This window comes from Limnobacter sp. SAORIC-690 (assembly GCF_002954425.1).
Lineage (GTDB): Bacteria > Pseudomonadota > Gammaproteobacteria > Burkholderiales > Burkholderiaceae_B > Limnobacter > Limnobacter profundi.
The window spans coordinates 110,344-124,877 of sequence record NZ_MQVZ01000001.1; the positions used below are offsets into that span (position 1 = coordinate 110,344).

Annotated in this window: 17 protein-coding genes; 16 read left to right on the plus strand and 1 reads right to left on the minus strand. The window is 52.4% G+C overall.

The features are described 5' to 3' along the window. The 9 genes from gmhB to ruvB all read left to right on the plus strand — a co-directional run bounded on the left by gmhB (position 1) and on the right by ruvB (position 7,528). Positions 1-564, plus strand: coding sequence for a D-glycero-beta-D-manno-heptose 1,7-bisphosphate 7-phosphatase (gene gmhB, locus BSZ31_RS00500; RefSeq protein ID WP_105027065.1), 564 nt, complete (start codon positions 1-3; stop codon positions 562-564). 27 nt (positions 565-591) lie between these two features. After that, positions 592-1,359 (plus strand): 1-acyl-sn-glycerol-3-phosphate acyltransferase, encoded by a 768-nt coding sequence (locus BSZ31_RS00505; protein ID WP_240605603.1) that lies wholly within the window; start codon positions 592-594, stop codon positions 1,357-1,359. A gap of 3 nt (positions 1,360-1,362) precedes the next feature. Further along, on the plus strand, positions 1,363-2,118 hold the full coding sequence (locus tag BSZ31_RS00510; RefSeq protein WP_105027066.1) for a M48 family metallopeptidase: 756 nt from the start codon (positions 1,363-1,365) through the stop codon (positions 2,116-2,118). A 172-nt stretch (positions 2,119-2,290) separates the two neighbouring features. Beyond that, positions 2,291-3,340: a tRNA dihydrouridine synthase DusB gene (gene dusB / locus BSZ31_RS00515; RefSeq protein ID WP_255411410.1), complete on the plus strand. Its 1,050-nt coding sequence runs from the start codon at positions 2,291-2,293 to the stop codon at positions 3,338-3,340. Continuing rightward, on the plus strand, positions 3,337-3,591 hold the full coding sequence (locus BSZ31_RS00520; RefSeq protein ID WP_105027068.1) for a Fis family transcriptional regulator: 255 nt from the start codon (positions 3,337-3,339) through the stop codon (positions 3,589-3,591). The genes dusB and BSZ31_RS00520 overlap by 4 nt, the downstream gene beginning before the upstream one ends. Positions 3,592-3,635: 44 nt before the next feature. After that, entirely contained in the window at positions 3,636-5,228 is a 1,593-nt protein-coding gene (purH, locus tag BSZ31_RS00525) for a bifunctional phosphoribosylaminoimidazolecarboxamide formyltransferase/IMP cyclohydrolase (protein WP_105027069.1), read from the plus strand. Positions 5,229-5,255: 27 nt separating this feature from the next. Next, entirely contained in the window at positions 5,256-5,804 is a 549-nt protein-coding gene (ruvC, locus tag BSZ31_RS00530; RefSeq protein ID WP_105027070.1) for a crossover junction endodeoxyribonuclease RuvC, read from the plus strand. A 62-nt stretch (positions 5,805-5,866) separates the two neighbouring features. Beyond that, the gene (ruvA, locus tag BSZ31_RS00535; protein WP_105027071.1) at positions 5,867-6,457 is read left to right on the plus strand and encodes a Holliday junction branch migration protein RuvA; all 591 of its coding nucleotides are present in this window, start codon (positions 5,867-5,869) and stop codon (positions 6,455-6,457) included. 15 nt (positions 6,458-6,472) lie between these two features. Beyond that, entirely contained in the window at positions 6,473-7,528 is a 1,056-nt protein-coding gene (gene ruvB / locus BSZ31_RS00540; protein ID WP_105027072.1) for a Holliday junction branch migration DNA helicase RuvB, read from the plus strand. 47 nt (positions 7,529-7,575) lie between these two features. Here the strand turns inward: ruvB and BSZ31_RS00545 are convergent, their stop codons facing one another. Next, positions 7,576-9,117 (minus strand): wax ester/triacylglycerol synthase family O-acyltransferase, encoded by a 1,542-nt coding sequence (locus tag BSZ31_RS00545; protein WP_105027073.1) that lies wholly within the window; start codon positions 9,115-9,117, stop codon positions 7,576-7,578. 136 nt (positions 9,118-9,253) lie between these two features. Between BSZ31_RS00545 and ybgC the strand changes: the two genes are divergently transcribed. Genes ybgC through ybgF form a run of 7 tightly spaced genes read left to right on the plus strand, consistent with a single transcriptional unit; the run spans position 9,254 to position 14,468 of the window. Beyond that, positions 9,254-9,658: a tol-pal system-associated acyl-CoA thioesterase gene (gene ybgC / locus BSZ31_RS00550; RefSeq protein ID WP_105027074.1), complete on the plus strand. Its 405-nt coding sequence runs from the start codon at positions 9,254-9,256 to the stop codon at positions 9,656-9,658. Positions 9,659-9,701: 43 nt separating this feature from the next. After that, a complete protein-coding gene (gene tolQ / locus BSZ31_RS00555; RefSeq protein WP_040513351.1) occupies positions 9,702-10,379 on the plus strand; it encodes a protein TolQ in 678 nt (225 codons plus the stop codon). 55 nt (positions 10,380-10,434) lie between these two features. Next, positions 10,435-10,863 carry a protein TolR gene (tolR, locus tag BSZ31_RS00560; protein ID WP_105027075.1) on the plus strand — a complete coding sequence of 143 codons (429 nt, stop codon included), beginning with the start codon at positions 10,435-10,437 and terminating at the stop codon, positions 10,861-10,863. Beyond that, positions 10,860-11,765 carry an energy transducer TonB gene (locus BSZ31_RS00565; protein WP_206018519.1) on the plus strand — a complete coding sequence of 302 codons (906 nt, stop codon included), beginning with the start codon at positions 10,860-10,862 and terminating at the stop codon, positions 11,763-11,765. The genes tolR and BSZ31_RS00565 overlap by 4 nt, the downstream gene beginning before the upstream one ends. A 14-nt stretch (positions 11,766-11,779) precedes the next feature. After that, positions 11,780-13,117, plus strand: coding sequence for a Tol-Pal system beta propeller repeat protein TolB (tolB, locus tag BSZ31_RS00570; protein ID WP_171100264.1), 1,338 nt, complete (start codon positions 11,780-11,782; stop codon positions 13,115-13,117). Between the two features lie 58 nt (positions 13,118-13,175). Beyond that, positions 13,176-13,703, plus strand: coding sequence for a peptidoglycan-associated lipoprotein Pal (gene pal / locus BSZ31_RS00575; protein WP_105027076.1), 528 nt, complete (start codon positions 13,176-13,178; stop codon positions 13,701-13,703). Positions 13,704-13,721: 18 nt separating this feature from the next. After that, positions 13,722-14,468: a tol-pal system protein YbgF gene (ybgF, locus tag BSZ31_RS00580; protein ID WP_105027077.1), complete on the plus strand. Its 747-nt coding sequence runs from the start codon at positions 13,722-13,724 to the stop codon at positions 14,466-14,468. Positions 14,469-14,534: the final 66 nt, after the last annotated feature.

Consider the following 14,534-nt stretch of genomic DNA (forward strand, 5'->3'; position numbering starts at 1 on the left):
ATGAAACTTATCGTGCTGGATCGGGATGGCGTCATCAATGAAGACTCAGACGAGTACATCAAGTCCGTGGATGAATGGATCCCTATTCCTGGCAGCATGGAGGCCATTGCACGCTTGAACCGCGGGGGTTTTCGGATTGTTGTGGCCACCAATCAAAGTGGCATCTCGCGCGGCTTGTTCGATCTTGAAACGCTTTCCGCCATGCACAAAAAAATGCATGAACTGGCTGGCGTCGCAGGCGGGCACATTGAAGGCATCTTCTTCTGCCCCCATGGGCCCGATGACAAATGCAATTGCCGCAAGCCCAAACCAGGCCTGTTTCAGGAAATTCAGGCGCGCACCGGCTTCAATCTTGAAGGTGTGCCTTGCGTCGGCGATTCACTTCGCGATTTGCAAGCCGGTGCCAGCATGGGCTGCAGCACATTTCTGGTCAAAACCGGCAAAGGCAAAAAAACACTTGAAAAAAGCAAAGACGAATTGCCCAAAGGCACCTTGGTGTTCGACAATCTGACTGCAGTTGCCGAACATTTGGTGCCTGACGACCCTTTCGCCAACAATCGATAACAACTAAAACTAGTTCGGAGGCCCGTGGTGAGATCCTTCATTGGTTCTATCCTGTTTTTTGTTTACGTGGTGGTGTATACACCCATTCACGCAACGTTATTACTCTTGGTCTCCCCCTTCATTTCCATTCGCAACAGGTATGTGTTTGCCTGTTGGTGGAATGCACTGAATATTAAAATGCTTCGCCTGCTGTGCAACATTCAGTACAAGGTTGAAGGCATGGAGCACCTGCCCAACACAGGCGCCATCATCCTGGCCAAGCATCAGTCTGCCTGGGAAACATTTGCCATCCCGGCAAACCTGTTACCGCGCCAACTGTGCCTGGTGTACAAAAAAGAATTGCAGTTTGTACCGTTCTTCGGCTGGGCTTTGTGGGTGTTGCGCATGGTGCCGATTGATCGCAAAAATGGTGTTGAAGCTTTTGAACAAGTAAAAACCATGGCTGGCAAACGCATGAAAGAAGGCGCATGGATGATGTTTTTCCCCGAGGGAACCCGTGTACCCGTGGGCTACAAGCGCCGCTACAAAACCGGCGGCACTCGCTTGGCTGTGGCCACAGGTACCCCTGTAGTGCCCGTGGCGCACGATGCTGGCGAGTACTGGAAACGCAAAGGATTCTTCAAAAAAGCAGGTACCGTCACTTTGCGTTTTGGTCCACCTATTTCACCGGAAGGCCATGACGCCGACAGCCTGATGAAAGTGGTTGAAGACTGGATTGAAAGTGAGATGCACAACATTAGCCCCCATCGCTACACCAGCGCTGAAACCCCTTTGGTGGGAAAAGGCGACAACTAGACCATGCAACTAACAGCGGCACCCAACCCCACCGAAGTTCGCAGTATTGAACTGCCGTGGGGCGTGTGCCGCTATATTCTGAAGCGCAGCAAACGCAGGTCGGTGGGGTTTTTAATTGGTGACCAAGGCCTGCAAATTTCTGCGCCATTGCGCCTTCCAATCACCGAGCTCAATGACATTATTGCGACGAAATCGTCGTGGATCGAACAGCGCCTGAAACAATGGGAGGTGCGCTGCAAACAAACCATTTCGCTTTCAAGCCTGCTAGACGAAGGCAAACCAATTCCTGTTCGGGGCGAGCCTTATCACCTTGAAACACTGGCACCTCGCTGCAAAGCAATGCTGAACCCATGGACAAAAAGCATTGCCTTACCGGCCTGCGAAAGTACCTTACAGCGCGACAAGGCAATTGAGAAAGTGTTGAAAACCCATGCCAAAGAAGTGTTCACACACATGGCCACCAAGCTGCTTGAACGACAACCGGCAGCACAACGCCTACCCAGCTTTTCCATCCACTTGAGCAGTCCCGGCTCGCGTTGGGGCAGTTGCAACAGCAAGCGAGAGGTTCGTTTGAACTGGCGTTTGGTGCACTACCCACCACAACTGATTGAATACGTGATTGCACACGAATTGGCACACCTGGTTGAAATGAATCACAGTGCGCGCTTTTGGGCCGTGGTTGAAAGCCTGATTCCCGATTACCAGACACCGCACAAAGCCCTGTCAAAAATGAATCCTGCCGAAGTACCTGTACTGTGAGAATTCTTCATACAATGGCCTTCTTCCCCCTAGGGCAGGCAAGGCCTTGCGGCCCACTTTGACAAACAGAAGTCAAGTAAAAAATTTCCGTTTTTTTCCAGTTTTAGGGTCGAATAAAATCGCCCTGCCCGTTACAATGGGCTGCTCGAAATTTGCTTAAATTTTGTGCAACGTGCGCATTGCTCATTTAACACTTCCAAATAATCTGTTCTTGGCCCCAATGGCCGGCGTGACAGATCGCCCCTTCCGCCAGTTGTGCAAAAAACTGGGCGCGGGACATGCTGTGTCGGAAATGGCGGCAAGCAACCCCGCTTTGTGGAAAACTGACAAAAGCACGCGCAGATTGAACCACTACGGCGAAACCAAACCCATCGCAGTACAAATTGCGGGAGCCGACCCGGAAATAATGGCGCACGCCGCTGCCTACAACATTGAACGCGGCGCACAAATCATCGACATCAACATGGGCTGCCCCGCAAAAAAAGTGTGTGCGGTTGCGGCAGGTTCTGCATTGTTGCAAAACGAAAGTCTGGTCGAGCAGATTTTAAAAGCTGTGCATGCTGAATGTGAACAACGCGGCGTGCCACTTACTTTGAAGTACCGCACGGGCTGGTCACCAGAACACAAAAATGCAATTCACATTGCGCAAATGGCCGAGTCTGTTGGCGTTTCACTTCTCACGCTTCATGGCCGCACGCGTGCCTGTGGATACGCGGGTGACGCCGAGTACGACACCATCAAGGCCGTGAAACAGGCAGTCAATATTCCGGTCATAGCCAATGGCGACATCATCAGCCCTGAGAAGGCAAAATACGTGCTGGATTACACCGGCGCAGACGGTCTGATGATAGGCCGGGCTGCCCAAGGCAACCCCTGGATTTTTAGAGAAGTACTGCATTACCTGAAAACGGGTGAACACATTGATCCACCCACCCTCGAAGAAGCCCATGATGTCATGATGCATCACTTGCGTGATCACCATGAATTTTATGGAGAGAAAACGGGCATGCTCACCGCCCGAAAGCATTTGCAATGGTATCTTTGCGGCCCAGCCGGAAAAAACAACACTGTGGTCGACCAACTCATGTTGGCGCAAACCACCTGCGAACAATTGCGCATTGTTGATGAATTTTTTCTGAACTGGTTATCAAGCGGCCAGCAGTACTTCGCCGCTGCAAACGATTCACTCCAACCAACACCAAAAAGAAGATTGGCAGCATGAAACCCAATGACAGTGATCTAAGTCCTATCACCATTTCAGAGTGCATACGCAATAACCTGGACAAGTTCTTTGACGATCTTGAAGGTGAATGCGCCAAGTCGGTTTACGACATGGTGCTGTCTGCCGTGGAGCGACCCATGCTCGAAGTGGTCATGGAAAAAGCCAACATGAACCAAACCATTGCAAGCCAAATGCTGGGCATCAACCGCAACACACTGCGCAAAAAATTGCAGCAACACGGCCTCATCTGATTATTAATTTTTTACCGGCCGCCTCAAAACCGGCCTCTGAAACCATGACATCAAATCCAACCATCAAACGCGCGCTGCTGAGCGTGTCCGACAAAACCGGCATTCTTGAGTTGGCCAAAGCGTTGGCCGATCGCGGTGTGGAAATATTGTCCACAGGCGGAACTGCCAAACTGCTGGCTGAAAAAGGCCTGGTCGTGAAAGAAGTAAGCAGCCACACCGGCTTTCCTGAAATTATGGATGGTCGCGTAAAAACTCTGCACCCCAAAATTCACGGTGGCATTCTTGCGCGCCGCGATTTGCAAAGCCACCTGGATGCCATGGAAGAACATGGTATTGGCGCAATCGATTTGGTGGCAGTGAATCTGTATCCCTTCGACAAGGCGACTGCCGGCGACAATGTGAAGCTGGAAGATGCAATTGAGAATATCGACATTGGCGGCCCAGCCATGGTGCGCGCTTCTGCAAAAAACTACACAGGCGTCACTATCATTGTTGACCCCGCCGATTACGGCAAAGTCATCGATGAAATCAAAAACAATGACGGTTCAACCACACTGAAAACACGCAGTGGTTTGGCAGCGAAAGCTTACGCCCACACTGCGCGCTATGACGGCGCAATTGCTGCCTTTCTGACCAGCCTCACAGGCACTGAAGGCGCACTGGAAGACACACCCGCTCGCATTGAATACCCGGAAGTGCTTTCCATGCAATTCCACAAAGTGCAAGACATGCGCTACGGCGAAAACCCACATCAAAGTGCTGCTTTCTACCGCGAGGCGAAGGCGCCCGTGGGTCTACTGGCCAACTACCGCCAATTGCAAGGCAAAGAATTAAGCTTCAATAACATTGCCGATTCCGATGCAGCCTGGGAATGCGTAAAAACATTTGATGCACCAGCCTGTGTCGTCATCAAACACGCCAACCCATGTGGCGTGGCTGTGGCTGAAAGCACCTTGAATGCCTATCACAAGGCTTTCAAAACAGACCCCACTTCCGCATTTGGCGGCATCATTGCCTTTAACCGCCCAGTCGATGAAGCCACCGCACAAGCCGTGGCAAAACAGTTTGTCGAAGTGGTCATTGCACCTTCGTTTGATGAAGCCGCACGCACGGTATTTTTCGCCAAACAAAACGTTCGCCTGCTGGAAATTCCAGTAGAGACAGGCATGCACAAGTTTGATTACAAACGCGTGGGTGGTGGCTTGCTGGTGCAAAGCCCCGATGAACGCAATGTGCAGCAAAGTGAAATCAAAGTGGTCAGCAAACGCCAGCCTACCGAGCAGCAATGGGCTGATTTGATGTTCGCCTGGCGCTGTGCGAAATTTGTGAAAAGCAATGCGATTGTGTTCTGCAAGGACGGCATGACCATGGGTGTGGGTGCAGGCCAAATGAGCCGTGTGGATTCTGCACGCATTGCATCCATCAAGGCACAAAACGCAGGCCTTACTTTGGCCGATAGCGCTGTTGCATCCGATGCATTCTTCCCCTTCCGCGATGGTCTGGATGTGGTGGTCGATGCAGGCGCAAGCTGCGTAATTCAGCCCGGTGGTTCCATGCGCGACGAGGAAGTGATTGCAGCGGCCGATGAACGTAACATTGTGATGGTGCTGACCGGTGTGCGCCACTTCCGCCATTAATTTCAACACCACACACCCTCAGCTGTGATGCGCATACTTGGCATAGACCCGGGCCTGCGCATCACCGGTTACGGCGTGGTCGATATCATTGAAAGCCAACAGATTTACGTGGCCAGTGGTGTGATCCGCTCCAATTCCGACGCTTCCCTGCCCGACCGTTTACACACCCTGTTCACTGGGCTTTGCGAACTGGCCGATCTATACAAACCCCAAGTGGCCGTGGTTGAAAAAGTGTTTGTGAACGTGAACCCGCAATCAACGCTGCTGCTTGGTCAAGCACGTGGTGCGGTGCTCACCGCACTCACCCACAGTGGGCTCGCAGTAACTGAATACACCGCGTTGCAAATCAAGCAAGCAATTGTTGGGCATGGCAAAGCCAACAAAGAACAGGTGCAGGAAATGGTGAAACGTTTGCTCAAGCTGCCAGCCCACCCTTCAGCCGATGCGGCCGATGCCTTGGCCGCGGCCTTAACCCACGCACAAAGCAGCAAACTGTTGGGTGCACTGGCTGCCAAAGACCTGCCTGCCAGTATTTTCAAAACACGCACCCGAAAGGGCCGCACCAGCTGGAAATGAATTCGCTTGGCGTATAATCAAATTCAGTTTACTGTGATTATGAACAGTGTGGAGAAACTGCAATGATTGGTCGCCTGAAAGGCACTTTGCTCGAAAAAAATGCACCCTGGGTTCTGGTCGATGTTCAAGGTGTTGGCTATGAACTGCAGGTGCCCATGAGCACGTTGTTCAACTTGCCGGAAATTAATGGCATTTGCACCTTGCTTACTCATCTGGTTGTTCGCGAAGACGCGCACACCCTGTACGGCTTTCAAAACATTGCGGAAAAAAACCTGTTCAAAACCTTGATCAAGGTGTCAGGCATTGGTCCGCGAACTGCCTTGGCCATTTTGTCGTCTATTTCCACCCACGACTTTCTGCTGGCCGTACAAAGCCAGGAAACAGCGCGCCTGGTGAAAATTCCCGGCATTGGCAAGAAAACAGCTGAACGTTTGTTATTGGAACTGAAAGGACAAATTGTGGCACTGGGCGGCACCGCCAATATTGCAGAAGGCATGCCACTGCCAATTGGAAATCAAAGCGAAATTGTTCAAGCCCTGTGCGCACTGGGTTATTCTGACAAAGAAGCCGCGCTGGCCTGCAAGGGTCTGCCCGAGGGCACCAGTGTTACTGATGGCTTGAAGCTGGCACTACGCAATTTGTCAAAAGGCTAACCGAGATAATCCACGATGATTGAACCCGATCGCCTCATCAGCCCAAGCAAAACCACTCCCGCCGAAGAAGCCTTTGAGCGCGCATTGCGCCCCAAGCATTTGGACGAATATGTGGGGCAACAAAAAATTCGCGATCAACTCGATATCTTTATCGCAGCAGCGCGCGCGCGCAAAGAAGCACTTGACCACGTGCTGCTATTTGGCCCGCCTGGCTTGGGCAAAACCACACTGGCCCATATTCTGGCCCGTGAGATGGGTGTAAACCTACGCCAAACTTCAGGCCCGGTGCTTGAACGCCCAGGCGACTTGGCGGCATTGCTGACCAACCTTGAAGCCAACGATGTGTTGTTCATCGATGAAATTCACAGATTGTCGCCTGTGGTGGAAGAAATTTTGTATCCCGCGCTTGAAGACTATCAAATCGACATCATGATCGGCGAAGGGCCAGCGGCTCGAAGCGTGAAACTCGATTTGCAGCCATTCACGCTGGTGGGTGCCACTACCCGTGCCGGCATGTTGACCAACCCGCTGCGCGACCGGTTTGGCATTGTGTCCCGGCTTGAGTTTTACACCCCCGAAGAGCTTTCGCGCATTGTGGCTCGTTCAGCCAATTTGCTGGACACCCCGGCAGAGGCCTCCGGCTGCCTGGAAATTGCACGCCGCTCACGCGGCACTCCACGCATCGCCAACCGCCTGTTGCGCCGAGTTCGCGATTATGCGCAGGTGAAAGCCGATGGCGTAATTACTGCTGCTGTGGCCGATGCTGCCCTAAGCATGCTAGACGTGGACAAAGTGGGCCTGGATCCGATGGATCGCCGATTACTGGAAACCATCATCCACAAATTTGGTGGCGGGCCAGTGGGGCTCGAAAGTGTGGCCGCTGCAATTGGTGAGGAAAAAGACACGATCGAGGACGTGATTGAACCCTATCTGATTCAGCAAGGCTACATTCAACGCACGCCTCGTGGCCGCATTGCAACCTTGAATACTTACGCACACTTTGGTTTGACTGCACCAGCCAGTTTGGCGGGCACGCATGCAGCAAATTCGCAGCAAGGCGATTTGCTGTAGGCCCTGGGCTGCAGATTTCCTTCGCCAACTCAGCAGCGAAGTCCCAATCAATCCTCAGCCGCTTTCACCGGCTTACTTGCACCCACTTTCGCCGTGGCTGGCTTTCGCACCGCCGGCTTCTTCGCCGCTACAGGTCGCTTTTCAGTGGTTGCCTTGCTAGAAACAATCGGCTCAACCCTCTTGCTTTCCCACGTCACGCCCAACGCGGCTTCAAGCTCTTCCAGTGCCTCGCCGGTGTACACCGACAAACGCTGCATGGAAGGCAAGGCATCGTGATCGCCAGTAAACGCCACATTGAACTGGCCCGAATAACTTACCACCGTGATGTTTAAAGCCTGCCCGTGAGGAATCAAGGAGATTGGATAAAACTGTTCCAGACGACAACCCGAAAAATACAGGTCGCGTGAGGGGCCCGGTACATTTGAAATTACCGTGTTGAAAATTGGCCGTGTCAAGCCACCCAAGCCTGACACCAATTGCAACATCATCGGCGCCATCAACATAATGGTGTAGTTGTTGATCGCTTCTTTGGGCATGGCTTGCAAATTGGCCTTGGCCAATTGCGTAGAACGTCGAATTTCCTTCAAACGAGTCAAGGGATCACTTTCCGTGGTGTACAGGTTTGCGATGATAAAACTGATCGCATTACCGCCATCCAGGTCGTCGGCCGGGCGAACTGACACTGGCAAACCGGCTGTCAACGACTCGGACGGCAAGGCATCACGTTCCAGCAAATAACGACGAATGGAACTCGAGCAAATCGCCAGAAAAATATCGTTCACACTCACCTTGGCAGCCTCGGCCACGGCACGAATACGCTCTAGCGGATATGTTTGAGTGGCCAGTCGGCGGGCTCCACCCACGCGCTTGTTCACAATTGATTTCGGGCCTGAAAATGGTGTGGCCAAAGCCGGATCTGTGGGTTTGACCGCTTCTCGCATCAAATCCATGAGTGCACGACCCGCGGCGGGCAAGGATTGCCCACTGAGCTTTGCAGCCTCCCAGGCTTCCCGAGCCTGGTCCGCGAAGTGCTGGGGTTCGGTGTTCTTTTTCTTTCGGCTAATGGTGCCGACAGACCAAGGGGCAGGCAGCGACATACTTTCTTTTGCAGACTTGCCAAAAATGCGCTCCATCAAACGCATACCACCCACACCGTCCATCAGCGAATGGTGCATTTTGGTGTACAAGGCGAAACGATTGCCGTAAAGGCCTTCAATCAGGTGCATTTCCCACAGTGGTTTTCGAAAATCCAGCGGGTGAGAATGCAGACGGGAAATCAGTGTACCCAATTCGCGTTCACCGCCGGGTGCCGGCAAAGCGCTGTGACGGAAGTGATAATCCAGATCAATTTTGTCAGCCTCAATCCATTTGGGCATCAAGGTCAACAAGCGGGGGCTGGACAAACGGTAATTGAAAGGCGGTGCAAACTCCACGGAGTTTCGCAGCAACTGAACGATCCGACCAACGGCTTGTTGGGGGGTTTCGCCCTCTGGCACAGTGAAAATTGCCATGCTGCCTACGTGCATGGGCGCTTCTTTTGATTCGACGTACAGCCAGGATGCATCCAGCAACGGGATATTTCTCGCCATGTCAGTGGTCTCCGCTTCTCATTGTTATTTGAATGTGAATATTTAATTAATTTAATAGTGGCAGGATCCCACATCCCCGAAGGAGAGCCCTACTCCTGCTTACAATATTGTAAGCATACTAGAGACGGGCCATTTCATGACATTCAAGTACTCTCTGCGCGTTTATTTTGAAGACACCGATGCCGGGGGCATTGTTTATTACGGCAATTACCTCAAATTCATGGAGCGGGCACGAAGTGAATGGTTCCTGCAGCAAAGTATCGGCATGAAATCGCTGATGAACGACCATCATTTGGTGTTCGTTGTCAGCCGAACAGAATTGAACTACCTTCGCTCTGCTAAACTTGAGGATGTACTTGAAATATCAGTGGAACTCACTGAACTTAAGCGAGTTTCCGCAGTCTTCAAGCAAATCGTAACGCGCAACGGCGAGGTGCTGTGCGAGGGTAAAACCAAGGTGGGCTGTGTCAACACGGAAACCCTGAAACCCAGCGCAATACCCCCCGCTGTGTATCAACAACTCAACCAATTGATGCCGTAGTGCGTTACAAGAAACAAATCATTTTCCTTACCGCGGATTGTTAATGGATATCTCTACCGACATGTCGTTCATTTCCCTGATCGCAGAGGCCAGCCTGGTTGTCCAGTTGGTCATGCTGATTCTGGTCATGATTTCACTCATTTCATGGGCCACCATTTTCAAAAAATGGGCCGTATTGAAGCGCACCAAGCAACAGGCCGACAAATTTGAAGAAGAATTCTGGTCGGGCGGAGACCTGAATACCCTGTTTCAACGCGCCGGCATGCGCCGCAACGATGCAGGCCCGCTGGAGCGTATTTTTGAAGCGGGCATGAGCGAGTTTCTTCGCGCCCGCGACAAAAAGGGTTTAACAGATTATTCCCTGATCATCGACGGTGCCCGCCGCGCCATGAAAGCCGCATTCCAGCGCGAGAATGAAATTCTGGAACGCAACTTGCCCTTCCTGGCGTCGGCCGGTTCCGTAAGCCCCTACATTGGCCTGTTCGGCACTGTGTGGGGCATCATGCATGCCTTCGTGGGCTTGGCCAATGTGCAACAAGCCACCCTGGCCTCAGTAGCACCGGGCATTGCCGAAGCGCTGATTGCTACCGCAATTGGTCTGTTCGCCGCCATTCCAGCCGTGGTGGCTTACAACCGCTACGCCAATGACATTGATCGCTTGTCTACCCAGTTTGAATCTTTCGTTGAAGAATTTTTGAATATTCTGCAACGCCAACACTAATGGCAGCACGAATGGCAGCAACGACACCAGCAATGAGCAACAGGAAATTTAATCGATGAAAGCCGAACTTGGACGAAAATCCAGACGCGCCATGAACGAGATCAATGTAGTGCCCTACATTGACGTGATGTTGGTGTTGCTGATCATTTTCATGGTCACGGCCCCAATGATTACTCCGTCTGTGATTGATTTGCCATCCATGGCCAACACCAATCCCCCCAAGCAAATGCGCCCCATCGAAGTGACTGTACGCCAGGTGGGCAATTTGCTGGTCAAGGACATGAAAACCAATAAAACCACCGAAGTGACTTTGGAAAACCTGGCTGCTGAAGTGAAAAAATTGCAGGCCGACGAGCCCGATCGACCTGTGGTCATTTCAGCCGAGAAAGCCATTCAGTATCAGGCCGTGGTTGATGCAATGGATGCTTTGCATAACGCACAAATCCAGAAAGTCGGCCTGCTGGTGAAACCGAAAAGCAAATGAGCGCAGACTTAACCCGACCACGCAATGGCTGGGAATTCACACCAGCCCACCAAGCATTGCTTTCCAAAATGAGCAAGGAAAGCGGGCTTGAGGCACGCCTTGACCCCCCGGTGGACCACACCGGCGAGAAGGCTGGGCTGACTGTTTCGGTGATTGCGCATTTAACTTTGGTGGCGTTTTTTGTGGTGGGCTTGAACTGGAACACCGAGGAACCGGCTGCATTTGAAGCAGTGTTGTGGTCTGAAATGCCGGCCAATGAGCCAATTGCCGTGCAGCAGCCCAAACCTGAACCAGTGCCAGAACCCGAGCCACCGAAGCCTGTGGTGGAAACACCGCCGCCACCCAGGCCAGTGGAGCCACCCAAAGCCGATATCGAATTGCCCAAACCCGAGCCCAAGAAGAAGCCCGAGCCTAAGCCTGAGCCGCAAAAACCCGAGCCCAAGCCGGAACCAAAAAAGCCGGAGCCAAAGCCAGAACCGAAAAAACCCGAACCCAAGCCTGAGCCGAAGAAGCCAGAACCCAAAATTGATCCTGAAGTGGCCAAGAAACTGCGCCAGGAAGAGCTTGCGCGCATTATGGGTGGAGCGCCCAATACTGGCAGCACCTCTGCCGGCACCAGTCGAAACAAAGCGCTGTACAGTGACCGAATTCGGCAATATGTACGCAGTAAACTGGTGTTTCCCGGAGCCGACACAGTCGACGGAAACCCGGAAGCAGTGTTCGAGGTCAAGCAACTTCCCAACGGGGAGATTGTCTCTATTACACAGAAAAAAAGCAGTGGGTTGCCAGCGTGGGACAGCGCTGTGGAGCGTGCCTTGCAGCGCTCCAGCCCGCTACCCAGGGCCGAAGACGGTTCAGTTGAACCAGTGCTTGTCCTCTCATTCCGTCCAAAAGACGTTTAATTCATAGTGAAACAATGAACTACGCCAACCAAGCCATGTATTTACCATCAACAACTACGCTGTGGCTTCGCCTGCAGCGAGCCGCGCGCGCCCTGCTGGCTGTCGCTGCGTTTGCTGCAGTGTCAACATCTGCGCAGGCACAACTGAAAATTGACATCACCGGGGTGGGCACCAATCAAATTGCATTCTCGGCAGCACCTTTCCAGGGCAACCAGGGTTTGCCTGAAGACATCAAAAAGGTGATTGAAGACGACTTGGTGCGAAGTGGTTTTTTTCGGGCAATCAACACCACCAGCAATGTTGAATTGAATGAATCCACGCTGATCGACCCCTCTGCCTGGAAATCAATTGGCGTGGACGCCCTGATCGTGGGTTCAGTGAAAAAGCTGCCTGACGGGCGCTTGGACTTGCGCTTTAACCTGCACGACACAGCCCAGCAAAAGTCACTCGGCAAATTCAGCTATGTGATTGCACCCTCAGCCTTGCGCCTGCATGCCCACAAAATTGCCGATTTTGTGTACGAAAAAATGCTGGGCGAGAAAGGTGTGTTTTCCACGCGCCTGGCCTATGTTGAAAAAGCCCCTGGTCGCTACCGCCTGATTATTGCGGATGCCGATGGTGCCAACCCACAAGTAGCGCTGGCATCCAAAGAACCCATTATTTCGCCAGCCTGGTCGCCAGACGGCACACAACTTGCATATGTTTCATTCGAAACGCGCAAACCTGTTGTGTTTGTTCACACACTTGCAACAGGTCGCCGCAAGGCAATGGCGAATTTCAAAGGCAGCAACAGTGCGCCAGCCTGGTCAGCCAATGGCCAGCAACTTGCAGTGGTGCTGACCAAAGATGGTGGATCACAAATTTTCTCGATGAATGCCGATGGATCAGGCCTGAACCGATTGACCAGCACCGGTGGAATCAACACCGAACCCGCTTACAGTCACGATGGTCGAAGCATCTATTTCACTTCTGACCGAGGAGGTGGCCCACAAATTTACCGAATGAGCACAAATGGTGGTGATGCGGCACGCGTAACATTCGAAGGTGGATACAATATCTCGCCTCGAATTAGTCCCGATGACAAAACATTGACATATGTGACTCGTCGAGACGGGCAATTTCGAATCGCCGCACTGGATTTGGCAGGTGGCACAGAAATGCTGCTGACAAATACTGGGCGCGACGAAAGCCCAAGCTTCGCACCGAATGGCCGTTACATTTTGTATGCGACCAAGTCGGGCGGCAAAGGGACCCTGGCCGTGGTGTCAAAAGACGGACGAATCAAGTACACCTTGAGCAGTTCGGGCGCTGACATTTCGGAACCCACCTGGGGCCCGTTCATAAATGATTGATTTTGAATTTGTTTTAACTGGTTTTACACTAAACATTCTTTAGGTCTGGAGAAAAAAAATGAAACACTCAATGGTCAAGTACTTGGCGATTTCCGCAATGGTGGCCGTATTGGCCGCTTGTAGCTCTGCCGTTCCTTTGAACGACAAGCCTACAGTTGAATCAAAAACCGGCACAGCGCCTGGTTCTGGTGACGGCCGCGCCGTACCCACAGTAACCCCAGGTGATGCCGATCCCCTGAACGATCCTCAAGGCGTGCTGGCCAAGCGCAGCGTTTATTTCGACTACGACAGCTACACTGTCAAGTCAGAGTACCGTGAGCTGGTTCAAAACCACGCCAAATACCTGGTTGCCAACCCCAACCGCAAAGTTGTTATTCAAGGCAACACCGACGAACGCGGTGGCGCTGAATACAACCTGGCCTTGGGCCAGCGCCGTGCCGACGCAGTGAAAACGCTGATGTTGGCTTTGGGCGTAAAAGAAGGTCAGATTGAAACAGTCAGCTTCGGCAAAGAAAAGCCAAAAGCAACTGGTAGCAACGAAGCCGCTTACGCTGAAAACCGTCGCTCTGACATCGCTTATCAGTAATCAAGGAAACCATTCGAGATGACTTTGAACTTCAAGCAAAAAGCCTGGGTAGCTGCCCTGTTCTGCGCCTTTGCATCCAATTCCGCATTTGCGATATTTGATGACACGGAAGCACGCAAGGCAATTCTGGACTTGCGCCAGCAGGTTAAGGTGCTTGAAGACCGGGTTGCTCGAATGGAAGCCGCGAATCAGGGGCAGCTGTCATTGGCCCAGTCCCTGAGTGACAAAGACCGAGAGATCGCCCGCTTGCGTGGCGATCTCGAAGTCGCCAACAACAACATTCGCAAGCTACAGGAAGACAATCGCATCCTGTATACAAACCTTGACGACCGCATCAAGAAACTTGAGCCCAAAGCCGTTCAACTTGATGGTGAGGAACTCACGGTTCCGCCCGAACAATTCAATGATTACCAAGCCGGTCTTGATCATTTCAAGGCGGGTAACTACAAAGACGCAGCCCTGCAATTTCAGGATTTCCTGAACAAATACAAACAAAGCAAGCTTGAACCACAGGTTCGCTACTTTTTGGGCAGCACCCAGTTTGCACAAGGCGAGTACAAAACTGCGCTGGTAACGCAACGCGACCTGGCGAAAGATTTTCCGGACAGCCCACGTGCACCAGACGCGTTGCTCAGCATGGCCAGTTCACAACTGGAGTTAAAAAGCATTCCTGGCGCCAAGAAAACCCTGGGTGAGCTGATCGCCAAATACCCCAGCAGCCCCGCGGCCGCCAGCGCGAAAGCCCGACTCGAAGCGCTGAAATAATCCCCGGGAAGTTATCGCAGCAACTATGCGCGCTTTTGCGCATACACAGTTAAAATACCGGCACTT

Excerpts from the sequence above, each read along its gene's own strand:
- gmhB (WP_105027065.1), top strand. The coding sequence starts at position 1 with ATGAAACTTATCGTGCTGGATCGGGATGGCGTCATCAATGAAGACTCA.
- BSZ31_RS00510 (WP_105027066.1), top strand. The coding sequence starts at position 1,363 with ATGCAACTAACAGCGGCACCCAACCCCACCGAAGTTCGCAGTATTGAA.
- BSZ31_RS00520 (WP_105027068.1), top strand. The coding sequence starts at position 3,337 with ATGAAACCCAATGACAGTGATCTAAGTCCTATCACCATTTCAGAGTGC.
- purH (WP_105027069.1), top strand. The coding sequence starts at position 3,636 with ATGACATCAAATCCAACCATCAAACGCGCGCTGCTGAGCGTGTCCGAC.
- ruvC (WP_105027070.1), top strand. The coding sequence starts at position 5,256 with ATGCGCATACTTGGCATAGACCCGGGCCTGCGCATCACCGGTTACGGC.
- ruvA (WP_105027071.1), top strand. The coding sequence starts at position 5,867 with ATGATTGGTCGCCTGAAAGGCACTTTGCTCGAAAAAAATGCACCCTGG.
- ruvB (WP_105027072.1), top strand. The coding sequence starts at position 6,473 with ATGATTGAACCCGATCGCCTCATCAGCCCAAGCAAAACCACTCCCGCC.
- BSZ31_RS00545 (WP_105027073.1), bottom strand. The coding sequence starts at position 9,117 with ATGGCGAGAAATATCCCGTTGCTGGATGCATCCTGGCTGTACGTCGAA.
- ybgC (WP_105027074.1), top strand. The coding sequence starts at position 9,254 with ATGACATTCAAGTACTCTCTGCGCGTTTATTTTGAAGACACCGATGCC.
- tolQ (WP_040513351.1), top strand. The coding sequence starts at position 9,702 with ATGGATATCTCTACCGACATGTCGTTCATTTCCCTGATCGCAGAGGCC.
- tolR (WP_105027075.1), top strand. The coding sequence starts at position 10,435 with ATGAAAGCCGAACTTGGACGAAAATCCAGACGCGCCATGAACGAGATC.
- BSZ31_RS00565 (WP_206018519.1), top strand. The coding sequence starts at position 10,860 with ATGAGCGCAGACTTAACCCGACCACGCAATGGCTGGGAATTCACACCA.
- tolB (WP_171100264.1), top strand. The coding sequence starts at position 11,780 with ATGAACTACGCCAACCAAGCCATGTATTTACCATCAACAACTACGCTG.
- pal (WP_105027076.1), top strand. The coding sequence starts at position 13,176 with ATGAAACACTCAATGGTCAAGTACTTGGCGATTTCCGCAATGGTGGCC.
- ybgF (WP_105027077.1), top strand. The coding sequence starts at position 13,722 with ATGACTTTGAACTTCAAGCAAAAAGCCTGGGTAGCTGCCCTGTTCTGC.